The sequence below is a fragment of the Betaproteobacteria bacterium genome, assembly GCA_016720855.1.
In the GTDB taxonomy this organism is placed as follows: domain Bacteria; phylum Pseudomonadota; class Gammaproteobacteria; order Burkholderiales; family Usitatibacteraceae; genus FEB-7.
Window position 1 is genome coordinate 472,120 of record JADKJU010000001.1, and the last position, 13,240, is coordinate 485,359.

Genomic DNA, 13,240 nt, shown 5'->3' on the forward strand with positions numbered 1-13,240 from the left:
GGAGCCTCCGCGGAATCCGTGCCGTGGGAAGACGCCTCGCCGGCGTCGGAACGCCGCGAGTCACGCAGGTTGTCGTTGGGCATCAGGACAGGGTGCCAGGGGTGGAAATCCGCCGGGGATCAGAGCGTGCGGGCGAAGTCGAGAACTTCCTTCGCGTGCCCGGCCACCTTCACGCCGCGCCATTCGCGGGCAATCCGGCCTTCCCGGTCGATCGCGAAGGTGCTTCGCTCGATGCCGCGCACCTGCTTGCCGTACAGGTTCTTCATCCTGATGACGCCGAAGATGCCGCAGGCCGCTTCGTCGGCATCGGAGAGCAGTTCGAAAGGGAACGTCATCTTCTGCCTGAACTTCTCGTGCGAGGCGACCGAGTCGCGGGAGACGCCGAAGACCGACCAGCCGGCTTTCGCGAACTGCGCATGCAGGTCGCGGAACTGCACTCCCTCGTCGGTGCAGCCCGGGGTGTTGTCCTTCGGATAGAAATAGAGGATGAGCGGGTGGCCCTTGAAGGCCGAAAGCTTGAAGCGCTGGTTGCCGGTGGCGGGGAGCTCGAAATCCGGAACTGCCGTGCGTTCGCTCATCCAGGGGATCCAATGGGTTGACCGCGACCTATGGTGGCCAACTTCCCTGAAAAACGCAAGCTATGGGGTTGATGGGGAAGGAAGAAAGGCCGGCCCCTGCATGGAAAGCGTGCCGCTGCGGCCCGGGATTTCGCCGTCGCGGACCGAGTGCAGGGGAAGGGCTGTCGGCTCCAGTGCGGCGTACAGATCGCGCATTGCCACGAGCTGGTAGCCCTGATCCTTCCAGCCCTCCAGCAGACGCTCGAAGGCGGGCGCGAGCTTCATGCCCTCCAGCTCCGCATGCAGCGTGAAAACGTGGTCCGGGCAGGGGCCGGGAAGCGTCTGCCCGAGCGGCACTTTCGTGAGTTCGAGAATCGCTTCAGCCACGCTGGCCTGCGTCACGCCGTCCAGGCCGATGAGTTCGTCGAGCGTGGGGAGGGTCGTGGGAACCTGCGGGCACGCGACGATCTCGGCGCGGTGGACGGGCATGAAGGGGCACGTCCCGCGCGTGTCCGAGCAGTAGTCGAACCCGAAGCGCTGGGTTCGGCGATACGCGTGCACGTTCATCTGCCAGCCGGCGGCGCCGTGGACCTTGGGCTCCTGGGCGAAGACCTCGCGAAACCGGTCGCGCGCGGCAGCCATCTGGCGTTCCGTCCAGGCCTCGTCGGCCGAGCCCACGCCGTCCTGCCATTTCACGTGATCCCAGGTGTGGATGCCGACCTCGAAGCCCGCGTCTCGCACGCCTCTCAGGATGGGCGCACAGCGCTTGCCGATGTCGGGCCCGGGAAGCAGGGTGCCGTAGAGGAGGGTGCGGATCCCGTAGTGCGAAAGCACCGACGTGCGCCCGACCTTGCCCAGGAATCCCGGACGCAAGACGCGCGCAATGGCCCGCCCCGTATGGTCGGGTCCGAGGCTGAAGAGGAACGTGGCGCCCGCCCCGTGCTTCTTCAGCAGGTCGACGAGGCGTGGCACTCCTTCGCGCGTGCCGCGATAGGTGTCCACGTCGATCTTGAGGGCGAGTTTCACGGGCGGAGCAGGGCGAAAGGTCGCGGATGCTAGCATACGCGCCCGCCGCGTCCCCACTTCCCGGGCCCCACTCGCACGTCGGTGCGCACCGGCGCATGATGTCGAAATCGCCTTTGCCGTCAGGCCGTGCTAAACTGTTGAGTTTTCTGCGATTTTCGTCGCAGCCAAGGACCCCCATGTCGCGCCCGCTCCGCAATATCGCCATCATCGCCCACGTCGACCACGGCAAGACCACGCTCGTCGACAAGCTCCTGCAGCAGGCTGGCACTTTCGCCAAGCACCAGCACATCGTCGAGCGCGTGATGGACTCGGGTGACATCGAGAAAGAGCGCGGCATCACCATCCTCGCCAAGAACACGGCGGTGGATTATCACGGCGTGCACATCAACATCGTGGACACCCCCGGTCACGCGGACTTCGGCGGCGAAGTCGAGCGCGTGCTCTCGATGGTCGACGGCGTGCTGCTGCTGGTCGATGCGGTGGAAGGCCCGATGCCCCAGACCCGCTTCGTCACGCGCAAGGCGCTGGCGCAGGGGCTCAAGCCCATCGTGGTCGTGAACAAGGTGGACCGCGAGAGCGCGCGTCCCGACTGGGTCGTGAGCCAGACCTTCGACCTCATGGACAAGCTGGGGGCCACCGAGGACCAGCTCGATTTCCCGGTGATCTATGCCTCCGCGCTCAACGGCTGGGCCGCAGTCGAGGCCGGCAAGGTCGGCGAGGACATGCGCCCGCTCTTCGACGCGATCCTCAAGCACGTGCCGGCGCCCACGGGCGACCCCGAAGGCCCGCTGCAGTTGCAGATCAGCGCCGTGGACTACACGAGCTTTCTCGGGCGGATCGCAGTCGGCCGCATCCGTCGCGGCACGATCCGCAAGGCCCAGGAGGTCGTGATCCTCTCGGGCGACGCAGCGCCCCGCAAGGCGAAGATCGGGCTGGTGCGCTCCTTCCAGGGCCTGGAGAAGGTCGAGATGGAATCCGCCGCGGCAGGCGAGATCGTGTCCGTCACGGGCATCGAGGACTTCACGATCGGCGCCACCTTTGCCGACCCCATCACGCCGGAGGCCCTGCCGTTCCTGGGCGTCGACGAGCCCACGCTCACCATGAACTTTCAGGTGAACAAGTCGCCGTTCGCCGGGCAGGAGGGCAAGTACGTCACCAGCCGGCAGATCCGCGACCGCCTCACGCGCGAGCTGCTCGCGAACGTGGCGCTGCGCGTGGAGGACACGGAGGACGCCGATATCTTCCGGGTGTCGGGGAGGGGCGAGCTGCACCTCACGATCCTCATCGAGAACATGCGCCGCGAAGGCTACGAGATCGCGGTGGGCAAGCCGCGCGTCGTGGTGAAGGAAGTCAACGGCGAGAGGCACGAGCCGTGGGAATTGCTCACCGTCGACGTCGAGCAGGACAACCAGGGCCGTCTCATGGAGGAACTGGGCCGGCGCGGCGGCGAGCTGCAGGACATGGTGCCGGACGGCAAGGGCCGCGTGCGCCTCGACTACAAGATCCCGTCGCGTGGACTCATCGGCTTCCACATGGAATTCATGACGCTCACGCGCGGCACGGGGATCAAGAGCCACGTGTTCGACGAATACGGCCCAGTGAAGGGGGAGTTGCCCTCGCGCCGCAGCGGCGTGCTGATCTCCTCGGAGCAGGGTGAGGCCGTTGCCTTTGCGCTCTGGAACCTGGAGGCGCGCGGTCGCATGTTCGTCTCCCCGGGCGAGCGCGTCTACGAGGGCATGGTGATCGGCATCCACACGCGCGACAACGATCTCATCGTGAACCCGGTGAAGGGCAAGAAGCTCACCAACGTGCGTGCCGCAGGCAAGGACGAGAACGTCCTGCTCACGCCGCCCATCATCCTCACGCTGGAAGGCGCCGTGGAGTTCATCGACGACGACGAGCTGGTCGAGGTGACGCCCAAGAACATCCGCCTGCGCAAGCGCCACCTGCTGGAACACGACCGCAAGCGCGCCTCGCGCGAGGACCAGGCCGCCTGACCGGGCCCGTGGACGCCGTCCTCCTCGCTCTCGCCGCCGTCGCCGCGATTGCCGCGGTGGCCGCGCTCGTGGTCGCCGTCCGGGTCGCCCGCCGGATCGAGGTCCTCCCGGAAGCCGTTGCCGGCGACCGCGAGTCCCACCACCGCGCCATACTCACCGATCTGGCCAGCGGGCTGGCCAGTTCTTCCGACCGCATCGCCTCGCGCCAGAGCGAGGAGGGCGACCGCCTGCGCCGCGCCGTGGGCGACGAGCTGGCCCGCAACCGCGAGCAGCTGCAGAACTTCGAGCGCGCGCTCCAGGAAAAGGTTGATCTGCGCCTGGCCGAGATCGGCGGCAAGGTGAGCGAGCGGCTCGACGAGGGCTTCAAGCGCACCAACGAGACCTTCGTGAGCGTGATGACGCGCCTGCAGACCATCGACGACGCGCAGAAGAAGATCGAGACGCTCACCACCAACGTGGTGAGCCTGCAGAACCTGCTGGGCAGCAAGAGCTCGCGCGGGGCGCTGGGCGAGCGCCAGCTCGAGGACATCGTGAAGAACGTGCTCCCCGAGGCGGCCTACGAATTCCAGTACACGTTCCAGACCGCGAAGAACCTGCGCGCCGACTGCGTGCTGAAGCTTCCCGAGCCCAGCGGGATGATCGCCATCGACTCCAAGTTCCCGCTCGAGAACTACGAGCGCATGATCTCGGACGGCCCGGACAAGGTGACGCCGGGCGTGTTCAAGGCCGACGTGCGCCGCCACATCGACGACATCGCCTCGAAGTACATCATCCCGGGCGAGACGGGCGACGGCGCGGTGATGTTCCTGCCCGCCGAATCCGTGTTCGCCGAGATCCACGCCCGCCATCGCGACCTCGTGGAGTACGCGGGCACCCGGCACGTGTGGATCGTTTCACCCACCACGCTGATGGCGGTACTCAACACCGCTCGCGTGGTGCTGAAGGACGTCGAGACGCGCAAGCAGATTCACATCATCAAGGACGAGCTCGGCAAGCTCGGGCGCGAGTTCGGCCGCTTCGACGAGCGCCTGAAGAAGCTCGCCGAGCACATTCGCCTGGCCCACGAGGATGCGGGCCAGGTGCAGATCACCGGCCGAAAGATCAGCGAGAAGTTCGCGGCGATCGAGCGCGCGGAGCTCCCCGGCGCGAAGGAAGCCGGCGCGGTGCCGGAGGCCAGCCCGCCCCAGCTTACCGTGGTGCCGAAGCCGGAGCAGCCGGCGGCGGGAATCGAACCCGCACCTTGAGGCCGACGCCGCCCGGACCGTCGGTGAGCTCGATGTCCGCGCCGTGCGCGCGGGCGATGTCCCTCACGATAGACAGTCCCAGCCCGACCCCCGGCTGCTCGCTCGAGGTCAGTCGGTAGAAGGGGTCGAAGATGCGCTCGCGGTCGGCGGCGGCGACGCCTTCCCCGTTGTCTTCGACCTCGATGGCGGGCGGCTCGCCCGCTGCCGACAGCCGTACGGTGACGCGTCCTGCCTCCGGCGTGTAGCGGATTGCGTTGTCGACGAGGTTCTTCACGAGTTCGCGCAAGAGCGTGGGGTCGCCGCGCATTGCCACGGCGTGGTCGCCCTCGAATCCCAGGTCGATGCGCTTGGCGACGGCCCCGGCTCCCAGGTCCAGGCAGGCCTCGCGGGCAACCTGCGCGAGGTCGAGATCGCCGAAGATCGGCGCGGCGAGACCGTGCTGTGCCTTTGCGCGCATGAGCAACTGGTTGGCGAGATGGATCGTGTCCCCGACCGAGCGGTCCATGGCCGCGAGCGTCTCGCGCAGCTGCGCGGGATCGTCCTCGCGAAGTGCGAGCCCGGCCTGCGCGCGCAGCACCGAAAGTGGCGTACGCAGCTGGTGAGAGGCTTCGGCGATGAAGCGCTCCTGCCGGTCCAGCGTGTCCTTCAGCCGCGCCACGTAGCCGTTCATGCCGACCACCAGCGAGCCGATCTCGCTGGGAACGCCGCGGGTATCGATGGAAGACAGATCGCCCGCCTTGCGCGCGTCGAGCTCGGAGCGCAGCCGCGCCAGCGGGCGAAAGGCTGTCCGGACGACCACCAGGATCACCAGCGCCGCCAGGGCGACGAGCAGTCCCTGGCTGATGAGGGTGGAGACCATGAGATTTCGTGTCTGCGATTCGCGCGAGACGAAGGTCTCGGCCACCTGGACCAGGGCCATGCCACGGTCGTTCTCGTCGAATACGGGCTGATAGAGCGCGACCACTCGAACGGCCTCGCCGCGGTACTGGTCATCGTAGAAATGCGCCAACGCGAAATATTCCTCGGAACGCGGCACTCCCGGCGGCATGGGGGGAAGGTCGTCGTAGCCCGAGACGGACTTCCCGTCGAGGTCACCGACGCGGTAGTAGACACGCCCGCGCAGGTCCGATTCGAAGAAGTCGAGCGCGATGTAGGGCACCTCCACCGCGACGTGTCCACGGCGCAGCTCGACCCGGTCGGCCACGGTGCGTGCGACCGCGAGGAGCGAGCGGTCGTAGGCCGTGTTCACCGCCCTGAGAGCCGTGCGGTAGGCGCTCACGGAATTGATCGCCACCAGGACCGCAAGGGCCGGCACAAGCCACCAGAGCAGGCGCGACTGCAGGCTGCGCGCGGGCCCGGCCGTGTTCATGGAGCAAGCTCCTCCAGCAAGTAGCCCAGGCCGCGCAGGGTGACGATACGCACGCGCGCGCCGGCGAGCTTGCGGCGCAAGCGGTGCACGTAGACCTCGATCGCGTCCGGGCTCGCGCCGCTCTCGAGGGGGAACAGGCGCTGGTGCAGCTGGTCCTTGGCCACGACCTTGCCCACGCGCAGCAACAGCGATTCCAGCACGGCATGCTCGCGAGGCGTGAGGCTGAGGAGCTTTCCGTCCAACTCGAAGGCGCGGCTCGCCGAGTCCAGCACCAGGCCTGCGCACGACGGCCGCAATTCGCCGCCCGCCTGGGTCCGGCGCAGGAGCGCGCGGATTCGCGCCTCCAGCTCGCCGATCTCGAAGGGCTTCGCCAGGTAGTCGTCGGCCCCCAGGTCCAGTCCGCGCACGCGGTCGGAGACCTCGGACCGCGCCGTCACGATGAGCACCGGGGTACGCGAGCCTCGCGTGCGCATCCGGCGAAGGACCTCGAGCCCATCCATCCGGGCGAGCGAAAGGTCCAGGATCACCAGGTCGTAGTGCTCGGTGCACAGGCGCGCATCGGCGTCCGCCCCATTGAGCGATCGCTCGACCGTGTAATGGCTCTTCTCCAGCGCGCGGCCTATCCACCGCGAAAGCTCCACGTGATCCTCGACCAGCAGGATTCGCATCGTCCCCCCCATGAGCCTGAAAGCCACTTGTAAGCATTGCGGCCTATGATGCATTGTAGGCACCAGAGGGGTTCGAAGGCTCGGCCTGGAAACCCCCGTCGAAAACAACCCGTTCTTCCGGAGGAGTTCCATGCGCAAGCCGTTCGCGATTCTTGCCGTATCCACATTCGCCGCCGTGACGAGCCTTTCCGCGCTCGCCGCATTCGACAAGCCCGAGTGCATCGCCGGCGCCAAGCCGGGGGGCGGATTCGACCTGAGCTGCAAGCTTGCGCAGCAGGCGCTGCGCGACCTGAAGATCACGCCAGAGCCGATGCGGATCACCTACATGCCGGGCGGCATCGGTGCCGTGGCCATGAATACCGTCGTGGCCCAGCGGGCGGGTGACGGCAACGCGATCGTCGCGTTCTCCGGAGGCTCGCTCCTGAACATCGCCCAGGGCAAGTTCGGCAAGTACACGGAAAGCGACGTCAAGTGGCTGGCCTCGATCGGGGCCGACTTCGGCTCGATTTCCGTCGGCAAGAACGCCCCCTGGAAGAACTTGAAGGAACTCGCCGCCGCGCTCAAGGCCGATCCCTCGAAGGTGCCGATGGGCGGGGGGGGCACCGTGGGCAGCCAGGACTGGACCAAGGCGGCGCTCTTCGCGAAGATGGTGGGCGTCGATCCGAAGGCGATGCGCTGGGTGTCGTTCGAAGGCAACGGCGAGGCGACAACCGCGCTCATGGGCAACCACATCCAGGTGATGTTCGGTGACGTATCGGCCGACGAGCCGCAGGCCGAGGCAGGCAACATCCGCATGCTGGCCGTCTTCGCCGACAAGCGCATGGTGGGCAAGTCGGCGGGGATCGCGACCGCCAAGGAGCAGGGCTACGACATCCAGTGGCCCATCATCCGTGGCTTCTACATGGGGCCGAAGGTCTCCGAAGCCGACTTCAAGGCCTGGGCCGATGCGTTCAAGGCTATGTATTCGTCAAAGGAATTCGGCGAAATGCGCGCCCAGCGGGGACTTCAGCCCTTCGATCTCACGGGCGCGGAACTCGACAAGTTCGTGAAGGACGGGGTCGCCCGCTACCGCAAGATCGCCGAGGAATTCGGCCTGGTGAAGAAATAGCAGACTGAGGCAGGGAGCCCCCGGACGCCTTCCGGGCCCGGGTTTCCCGTCACGGCCGCCACCATGAGCGACAGGCTGTTTGCCTCCCTCTGGCTCTTCATCATCGCGCTGATCGCGTGGATGACCTGGCAGATCGAAGTGCCGTTTTCCTACGAACCCATAGGACCGCGCGCATTCCCGTGGCTGCTTTGTGCCGGCATGGCGCTCGCCTGCGTCCGGCTGATGTTCCGGCCCGGGGCGGAGCCCAAATGGCCGCGCGGGGAGCTCCTGTGGAAGTCGGCTCTCCTGCTGGTCGCCCTCGTCGGATACGCCTTTTTGTTCGAGATCCTGGGCTTCGTCGTGGCCACGATCCTGGTGAGCGTCGCGGTGGGACGCAGCTTCGGTGGGACCTGGCGCGCCAGCCTGATCGCGGGAGTCGGTCTGGGCATCAGTCTCTGGATTCTTTTCGACAAGCTGCTTGACGTAACGCTGCCCGTGGGCAGGATCTTCGGCGGAGCCTGACATGGACACGTTCCAGCACCTCGCACAGGGCTTTGTCGTCGCCTTCAAGCCGCTGAACCTGGGGGTCGCCTTCGCAGGATCCTTCATCGGCACGATCGTCGGGTTGCTGCCCGGCCTGGGCCCGATCAACGGGGTCGCGATCCTGTTGCCCATCGCGTTCGCCCTCAAGCTGCCTCCGGAAACAGCGCTCATCCTGCTCGCCGCGGTCTATCTGGGGTGCGAGTTCGGCGGGCGGATCTCCTCGATCCTTCTCAACATCCCCGGGGACGCCGGCGCGCTCATGACGGCGATCGACGGGTACCCGATGGCTCGCAAGGGCCTCGCAGGCGTAGCGCTCTCCATATCGGCATGGAGTTCCTTCGTCGGCAGCGTCGTCGCCGTCGTGGGGCTCGCGCTCTTCGCGCCTCTGCTTGCGCAATGGGCGCTCGCCTTCGGGCCGGCCGAGTACTTCGTGCTCATGATCTTCGCGGTGTGCTGCCTCGCGGGGATGGTGGGGGATCGCCCGGTAAAGACCCTGCTCGCCTGCCTCATCGGGCTCTTCCTGTCGACGGTCGGCATCGATGCCGGCACCGGCGTCTATCGCTATACGTTCGGTGACGTGCATCTGGCAGATGGCGTCCAGTTCATCGTGGTCGTGATCGGGCTGTTCAGCGTCAGCGAAATCCTCCTCATGCTGGAGCTGAGCCACGCGGGGCAGTCGGTCATCAAGGCGACGGGCCGGAACCTCTTCAACATGAAGGAATTGGCCGCCACGTGGTGGGGCACGGCGCGCTCGAGCCTCCTCGGCTTCGGGGTCGGCGTGCTCCCTGGCGCGGGGGCCACGATCGCGAGCGCGATCGCCTACATGGTCGAGAAGAACCTCAACGACACCGAGGGCACCTTCGGCAAGGGCGACATCCGCGGCGTCGCGGCGCCCGAGGCGGCGAACAACGCCTCGGCGATCGGATCGTTCGTCCCGATGCTCACCCTCGGCGTTCCCGGAAGTGGCACCACCGCCGTCATGGTGGGCGCGCTGACCTTGTACAACATCACGCCCGGGCCGCTGCTGTTCCAGCAGCAACCCGAGATCGTCTGGGGCCTCATCGCATCGCTTTTCATCGCCGCCGTGATGCTCCTGGTGATGAACATTCCGCTGGTGGGCTTCTTCGCGAAGATGCTGCACCTGCCGCAGTGGATACTCGTGCCCGGCATCGTCGCAATCAGCTTCGTGGGGGTCTACGCCGTACACGCCACGACGTTCGACCTGGTCCTCATGACCGCCCTGGGCGTCTTCGCCTTCGTGCTTCGAAAGCTCGGCTTCCCGATGGCGCCCCTCATCCTGGGTTTCGTGCTGGGCGACATGATGGAGCAGAACCTGCGCAGGGCTCTTGCGATCACCGACGGCAAGCTGGGGATCCTGTTCGAGAGCCCGATCACCTGGATACTCTGGACGCTCTCGGTGCTCGTCCTTTTCGCCCCTCTCGCCATGCGCCGGCTTCGCGCCCGGGCTCGCTGAGGGGAACCGGAAGGCCCCACCCGGGCATGCGCTATCATCTTGCCGCATGAAAGCGCTCGGCATTGCGGGATACAGCGGCAGCGGCAAGACCACGCTGATCGAGAAGATCGTGCCCATCCTCCTGAAGGAAGGGCTTCGGGTGTCGCTGATCAAGCATGCCCACCATCAGTTCGAGGTGGACCAGCCCGGCAAGGATTCATTCCGGCATCGCCAGGCAGGCTGCACCGAGGTGCTGGTGAGTTCATCGCGCCGCTGGGCGCTGATGCACGAGTTGCGGGGTGACCAGGAGCCCACCCTCGACGTGCTGCTCCGGCATTTCTCGCCCTGCGACCTGGTCCTCGTGGAAGGGTACAAGCACGATCCCGTTCCCCGGATCGAGGTCCACCGCAAGGGGGGCGACCGGCCGCTGCTGTTCCCCCGCGATCAGCACGTGATCGCGGTGGCGACCGACGAGCACCTCGACACCAGGTTGCCGCAGTTCGGCCTGGACGACGCGCCCGCCATTGCAGGATTCATCCTGAAGTTCGTCGCCGGCCAGGAGGGGCGCCCCCGCCTTTCCGCGATACCCGACTGACCCCGGCCAGGAACCGAGACGACGGCCCGCATGATCACGCTTCTCTACTTCGCCAGCCTTCGCGAGCGAGTCGATTGTGCCCGCGAAGAGGTCCCGCTGCCCCCGGGCACGCCCACGGTAGGCACGGTGATCGACCGGCTTCGTGCCCGCGACGGCCGCTGGTCGGAAGCGTTCGCGCCCGGTTGCGCCTGGCGTGTAGCGGTCAACCAGCGGATGGCGGATCTCGCCACGCCCGTTAAGCCGGGCGACGAGGTGGCGTTCTTCCCGCCCGTCACCGGAGGCTGAGCCATGGCCCATGTGAGGGTGCAGGAGTCGCCCTTCGATCCGGGCCGCGAAATCGCGGCGCTCACCGAGGGACGGCGCGATGTCGGTGCCGTGGCGACCTTCGTCGGCTGCGTGCGCGACCTGAACGAGGGCGCCGCGGTCAGCGGCATGACCCTGGAGCACTACCCCGGCATGACCGAACGGGCTCTCGAGGAAATCTGCACGCAGGCCGCGCAGCGCTGGGATCTCATCGATACGCGGGTCGTGCACCGCGTCGGCCGTCTCGAGCCGGGCGAGTCCATCGTGCTGGTGGCCGTCTCGAGCGCGCACCGGGGCGAGGCCTTCGCCGCCTGCGAGTTCATCATGGATTTCCTGAAGACCCGCGCGCCGTTCTGGAAGAAGGAAGCAACACCTTCCGGCGAGCGCTGGGTGGAGGCGCGGGCAAGCGACGACCAAGCGGCCGCGCGTTGGTCAGAGGACGGACCGGCGCAATCCTAGATGCTGCAGAACACCTCGCGCATCATCGCGATCATCTTGATGATGCGCTGGTCCTCGATGCGGTAGAAGACCTTGTTCGCCTCCTTGCGAGAGGCGAGAAGGCCGCGTTCGCGCATCACGGCGAGATGCTGCGAGATGTTGCTCTGCGAGGTGCCGACGGACTCCACGATTTCCTGGACCATCAGCTCGTTCTGGCCCACGAGGCAGAGGATCTTCAGCCGAAGCGGGTGAGCCATCGCCTTGAGGGCCTCGCTCGCCTCCCTGATGTCCTCGCCGCGGCCGGTGAGGTCGAAGATGTCCTTGGTTGCGGTCTTGTTGGCGGCCATCGTCGAATCGTAACCCATAGGGGAAGCCCCCGCTAATATTAGCAACCATTAATTCATGGGGCGGCGGAATCGGGGGTTGTCCCGTTACCTACCCATTCGGGTAAAGTCCGTAACCCGATGCGGGGATAGACCCTGGGGCCGCATACCCCCCAGATTCTGCAAACCCCATTCGGGGGCATTCGGTGCATCCAGGCTGCCAGAGGTCTCCTGAAAAGGGGGCGCACCATCGAGTGTTTCCACGGAACGCAACCCATCGACGCACGAGGATTCGAGGAGCGAGTGATGAACGACGATCGCAGGAAGGTGCTCAAGGGCACCGGGGGTATGGCAGTCATGGGGCTGACGGTCTCCGCGGGCCTCTTCAAGCCGGGCAGCGCCTGGGCGCAAACGTGGAACAAGGCCGCGTTCGAGACCAAGAACACGGCCGACACGGTGAAGGCCCTGGGCGGGGCGACCGCCATGGAGAGCAAGGAGATCGCGATCACCTCGCCGGACATCGCGGAGAACGGAGCCGTCGTCCCGTTCACGATTTCGAGCCGCCTTCCGAAAACCGAATCGATCGCGCTCCTGATCGAGAAGAACCCGAACACGCTCGCCGCGAACTTCGACATTCCCGCGGGCACCGAGGCCGGCGTCACCACGCGCGTGAAGATGGGGCAGACCTCCAACGTCACCGCGCTCGTGAAGGCCGACGGCAAGTTCTACTACACCACCAAGGAAGTCAAAGTCACCCTCGGTGGCTGCGGCGGCTGATCCAGGAGGAGACCATGGCAGATCCGATGAAGATCCGGGCGGCGATGTCCGGCGACAAGGTTGAAGTGAAGGTTCTCATGAGCCACGAGATGGAAACGGGGCAGCGCAAGGATTCGAAAGGTGCCGCGATCCCGGCGCATTTCATCCAGAGCGTCACCGCAACGCACAACGGCAAGGTCGTGCTCTCGGCCCAGTGGGGACCGGCCGTCTCGAAGAACCCGTTCATGTCCTTCAAGTTCTCGGGCGGAAAGCCGGGCGAGAAAGTGTCGATCACCTGGACGGACAACAAGGGCGACAAGCGCACCGACGAAGCAACGATTTCGTAGCGCCTCGGCGGGCCTCGATGCCCGTCGGTCCCATAACAGCAGGAGGAGCCCGCATGAACAGCAGCCTCGCAAGGATGGCCGCCGTCGCGGCCATGATATTGGCGTTCAGTGGTACGGTCCTGGCCGACCCCAGCAGCAAGGTCGTGTACCACATCAATGAAGGCGTCGACAAGGCTGCACCCCTGCTTCGCAACGTGCGCAATCACCTGGATGCGGAACCTCAAGCCAAGATCATCGTGGTCGCGCACGGCCCCGGCATCGACTTCCTCCTCGAGGGCGCGAAGGACAAGAATGGCAACCCGTTCGACGTGACGGTGGACACACTGCAGTCCCGGGGCGTGGAGTTTCGCGTGTGCAACAACACGCTCGTCGTGCGCAAGATCGACCCGAAGACGGTGATCTCCCAGGCGAAGATCGTCCCGTCCGGCGTGGCGGAAATCGGGCGACTGCAGGCCAAAGAGGGCTTCGTTTACCTGAAGCCCTAGCGGAACCCGGGCGTCGAACCCAGAACGAGACAAAGGAGGAGCACCGTGA

The 13,240-nt window shown here is 66.3% G+C and carries 16 protein-coding genes; 11 read left to right on the forward strand and 5 right to left on the reverse strand.

The genetic code is table 11. The features are described 5' to 3' along the window. Positions 1–119 precede the first annotated feature (119 nt). Both IPP91_02045 and IPP91_02050 read right to left on the reverse strand, forming a co-directional pair. Positions 120–578 (reverse strand): peroxiredoxin, encoded by a 459-nt coding sequence (locus IPP91_02045; protein MBL0140860.1) that lies wholly within the window; start codon positions 576–578, stop codon positions 120–122. A gap of 60 nt (positions 579–638) precedes the next feature. Beyond that, complete coding sequence (locus tag IPP91_02050) at positions 639–1,619, reverse strand: 4-deoxy-4-formamido-L-arabinose-phosphoundecaprenol deformylase (protein ID MBL0140861.1); 981 nt, start codon at positions 1,617–1,619, stop codon at positions 639–641. Positions 1,620–1,759: 140 nt separating this feature from the next. On the opposite strand from IPP91_02050, the gene typA reads away from it, so the two are divergent. Further along, positions 1,760–3,580, forward strand: a complete 1,821-nt coding sequence (gene typA / locus IPP91_02055) for a translational GTPase TypA (protein MBL0140862.1) — start codon at positions 1,760–1,762, stop codon at positions 3,578–3,580. Positions 3,581–3,627: 47 nt separating this feature from the next. After that, positions 3,628–4,824, forward strand: a complete 1,197-nt coding sequence (locus tag IPP91_02060) for a DNA recombination protein RmuC (GenBank protein MBL0140863.1) — start codon at positions 3,628–3,630, stop codon at positions 4,822–4,824. On the opposite strand, the gene IPP91_02065 is transcribed toward IPP91_02060, so the two are convergent. Further along, the gene (locus tag IPP91_02065) at positions 4,769–6,193 is read right to left on the reverse strand and encodes a sensor histidine kinase (GenBank protein ID MBL0140864.1); all 1,425 of its coding nucleotides are present in this window, start codon (positions 6,191–6,193) and stop codon (positions 4,769–4,771) included. The genes IPP91_02060 and IPP91_02065 overlap by 56 nt on opposite strands. Further along, positions 6,190–6,861, reverse strand: a complete 672-nt coding sequence (locus IPP91_02070; protein MBL0140865.1) for a response regulator — start codon at positions 6,859–6,861, stop codon at positions 6,190–6,192. The genes IPP91_02065 and IPP91_02070 overlap by 4 nt, the downstream gene beginning before the upstream one ends. Positions 6,862–6,991: 130 nt before the next feature. Between IPP91_02070 and IPP91_02075 the strand changes: the two genes are divergently transcribed. The 6 genes from IPP91_02075 to moaE all read left to right on the forward strand — a co-directional run bounded on the left by IPP91_02075 (position 6,992) and on the right by moaE (position 11,301). Continuing rightward, complete coding sequence (locus IPP91_02075; GenBank protein MBL0140866.1) at positions 6,992–7,969, forward strand: tripartite tricarboxylate transporter substrate binding protein; 978 nt, start codon at positions 6,992–6,994, stop codon at positions 7,967–7,969. A gap of 63 nt (positions 7,970–8,032) precedes the next feature. After that, positions 8,033–8,470 (forward strand): tripartite tricarboxylate transporter TctB family protein, encoded by a 438-nt coding sequence (locus tag IPP91_02080; GenBank protein MBL0140867.1) that lies wholly within the window; start codon positions 8,033–8,035, stop codon positions 8,468–8,470. Between the two features lies 1 nt (position 8,471). Beyond that, a complete protein-coding gene (locus tag IPP91_02085) occupies positions 8,472–9,965 on the forward strand; it encodes a tripartite tricarboxylate transporter permease (protein ID MBL0140868.1) in 1,494 nt (497 codons plus the stop codon). 46 nt (positions 9,966–10,011) lie between these two features. Continuing rightward, positions 10,012–10,539 carry a molybdopterin-guanine dinucleotide biosynthesis protein B gene (gene mobB / locus IPP91_02090; protein MBL0140869.1) on the forward strand — a complete coding sequence of 176 codons (528 nt, stop codon included), beginning with the start codon at positions 10,012–10,014 and terminating at the stop codon, positions 10,537–10,539. Positions 10,540–10,569: 30 nt separating this feature from the next. After that, positions 10,570–10,824 carry a molybdopterin converting factor subunit 1 gene (gene moaD, locus IPP91_02095; protein MBL0140870.1) on the forward strand — a complete coding sequence of 85 codons (255 nt, stop codon included), beginning with the start codon at positions 10,570–10,572 and terminating at the stop codon, positions 10,822–10,824. A 3-nt stretch (positions 10,825–10,827) separates the two neighbouring features. Next, a complete protein-coding gene (gene moaE / locus IPP91_02100; protein ID MBL0140871.1) occupies positions 10,828–11,301 on the forward strand; it encodes a molybdopterin synthase catalytic subunit MoaE in 474 nt (157 codons plus the stop codon). Here the strand turns inward: moaE and IPP91_02105 are convergent. Then, positions 11,298–11,627 carry a winged helix-turn-helix transcriptional regulator gene (locus IPP91_02105; protein ID MBL0140872.1) on the reverse strand — a complete coding sequence of 110 codons (330 nt, stop codon included), beginning with the start codon at positions 11,625–11,627 and terminating at the stop codon, positions 11,298–11,300. The two genes, moaE and IPP91_02105, sit on opposite strands and share 4 nt — an antisense overlap. Positions 11,628–11,909: 282 nt before the next feature. Between IPP91_02105 and soxY the strand changes: the two genes are divergently transcribed. From soxY to IPP91_02120, 3 genes are all read left to right on the forward strand, one after another. Beyond that, positions 11,910–12,380 carry a thiosulfate oxidation carrier protein SoxY gene (gene soxY, locus IPP91_02110; protein MBL0140873.1) on the forward strand — a complete coding sequence of 157 codons (471 nt, stop codon included), beginning with the start codon at positions 11,910–11,912 and terminating at the stop codon, positions 12,378–12,380. Between the two features lie 14 nt (positions 12,381–12,394). Next, positions 12,395–12,706 carry a thiosulfate oxidation carrier complex protein SoxZ gene (gene soxZ, locus IPP91_02115; GenBank protein ID MBL0140874.1) on the forward strand — a complete coding sequence of 104 codons (312 nt, stop codon included), beginning with the start codon at positions 12,395–12,397 and terminating at the stop codon, positions 12,704–12,706. A gap of 74 nt (positions 12,707–12,780) precedes the next feature. Further along, positions 12,781–13,191 carry a DsrE family protein gene (locus IPP91_02120; GenBank protein ID MBL0140875.1) on the forward strand — a complete coding sequence of 137 codons (411 nt, stop codon included), beginning with the start codon at positions 12,781–12,783 and terminating at the stop codon, positions 13,189–13,191. Positions 13,192–13,240 lie beyond the last annotated feature (49 nt).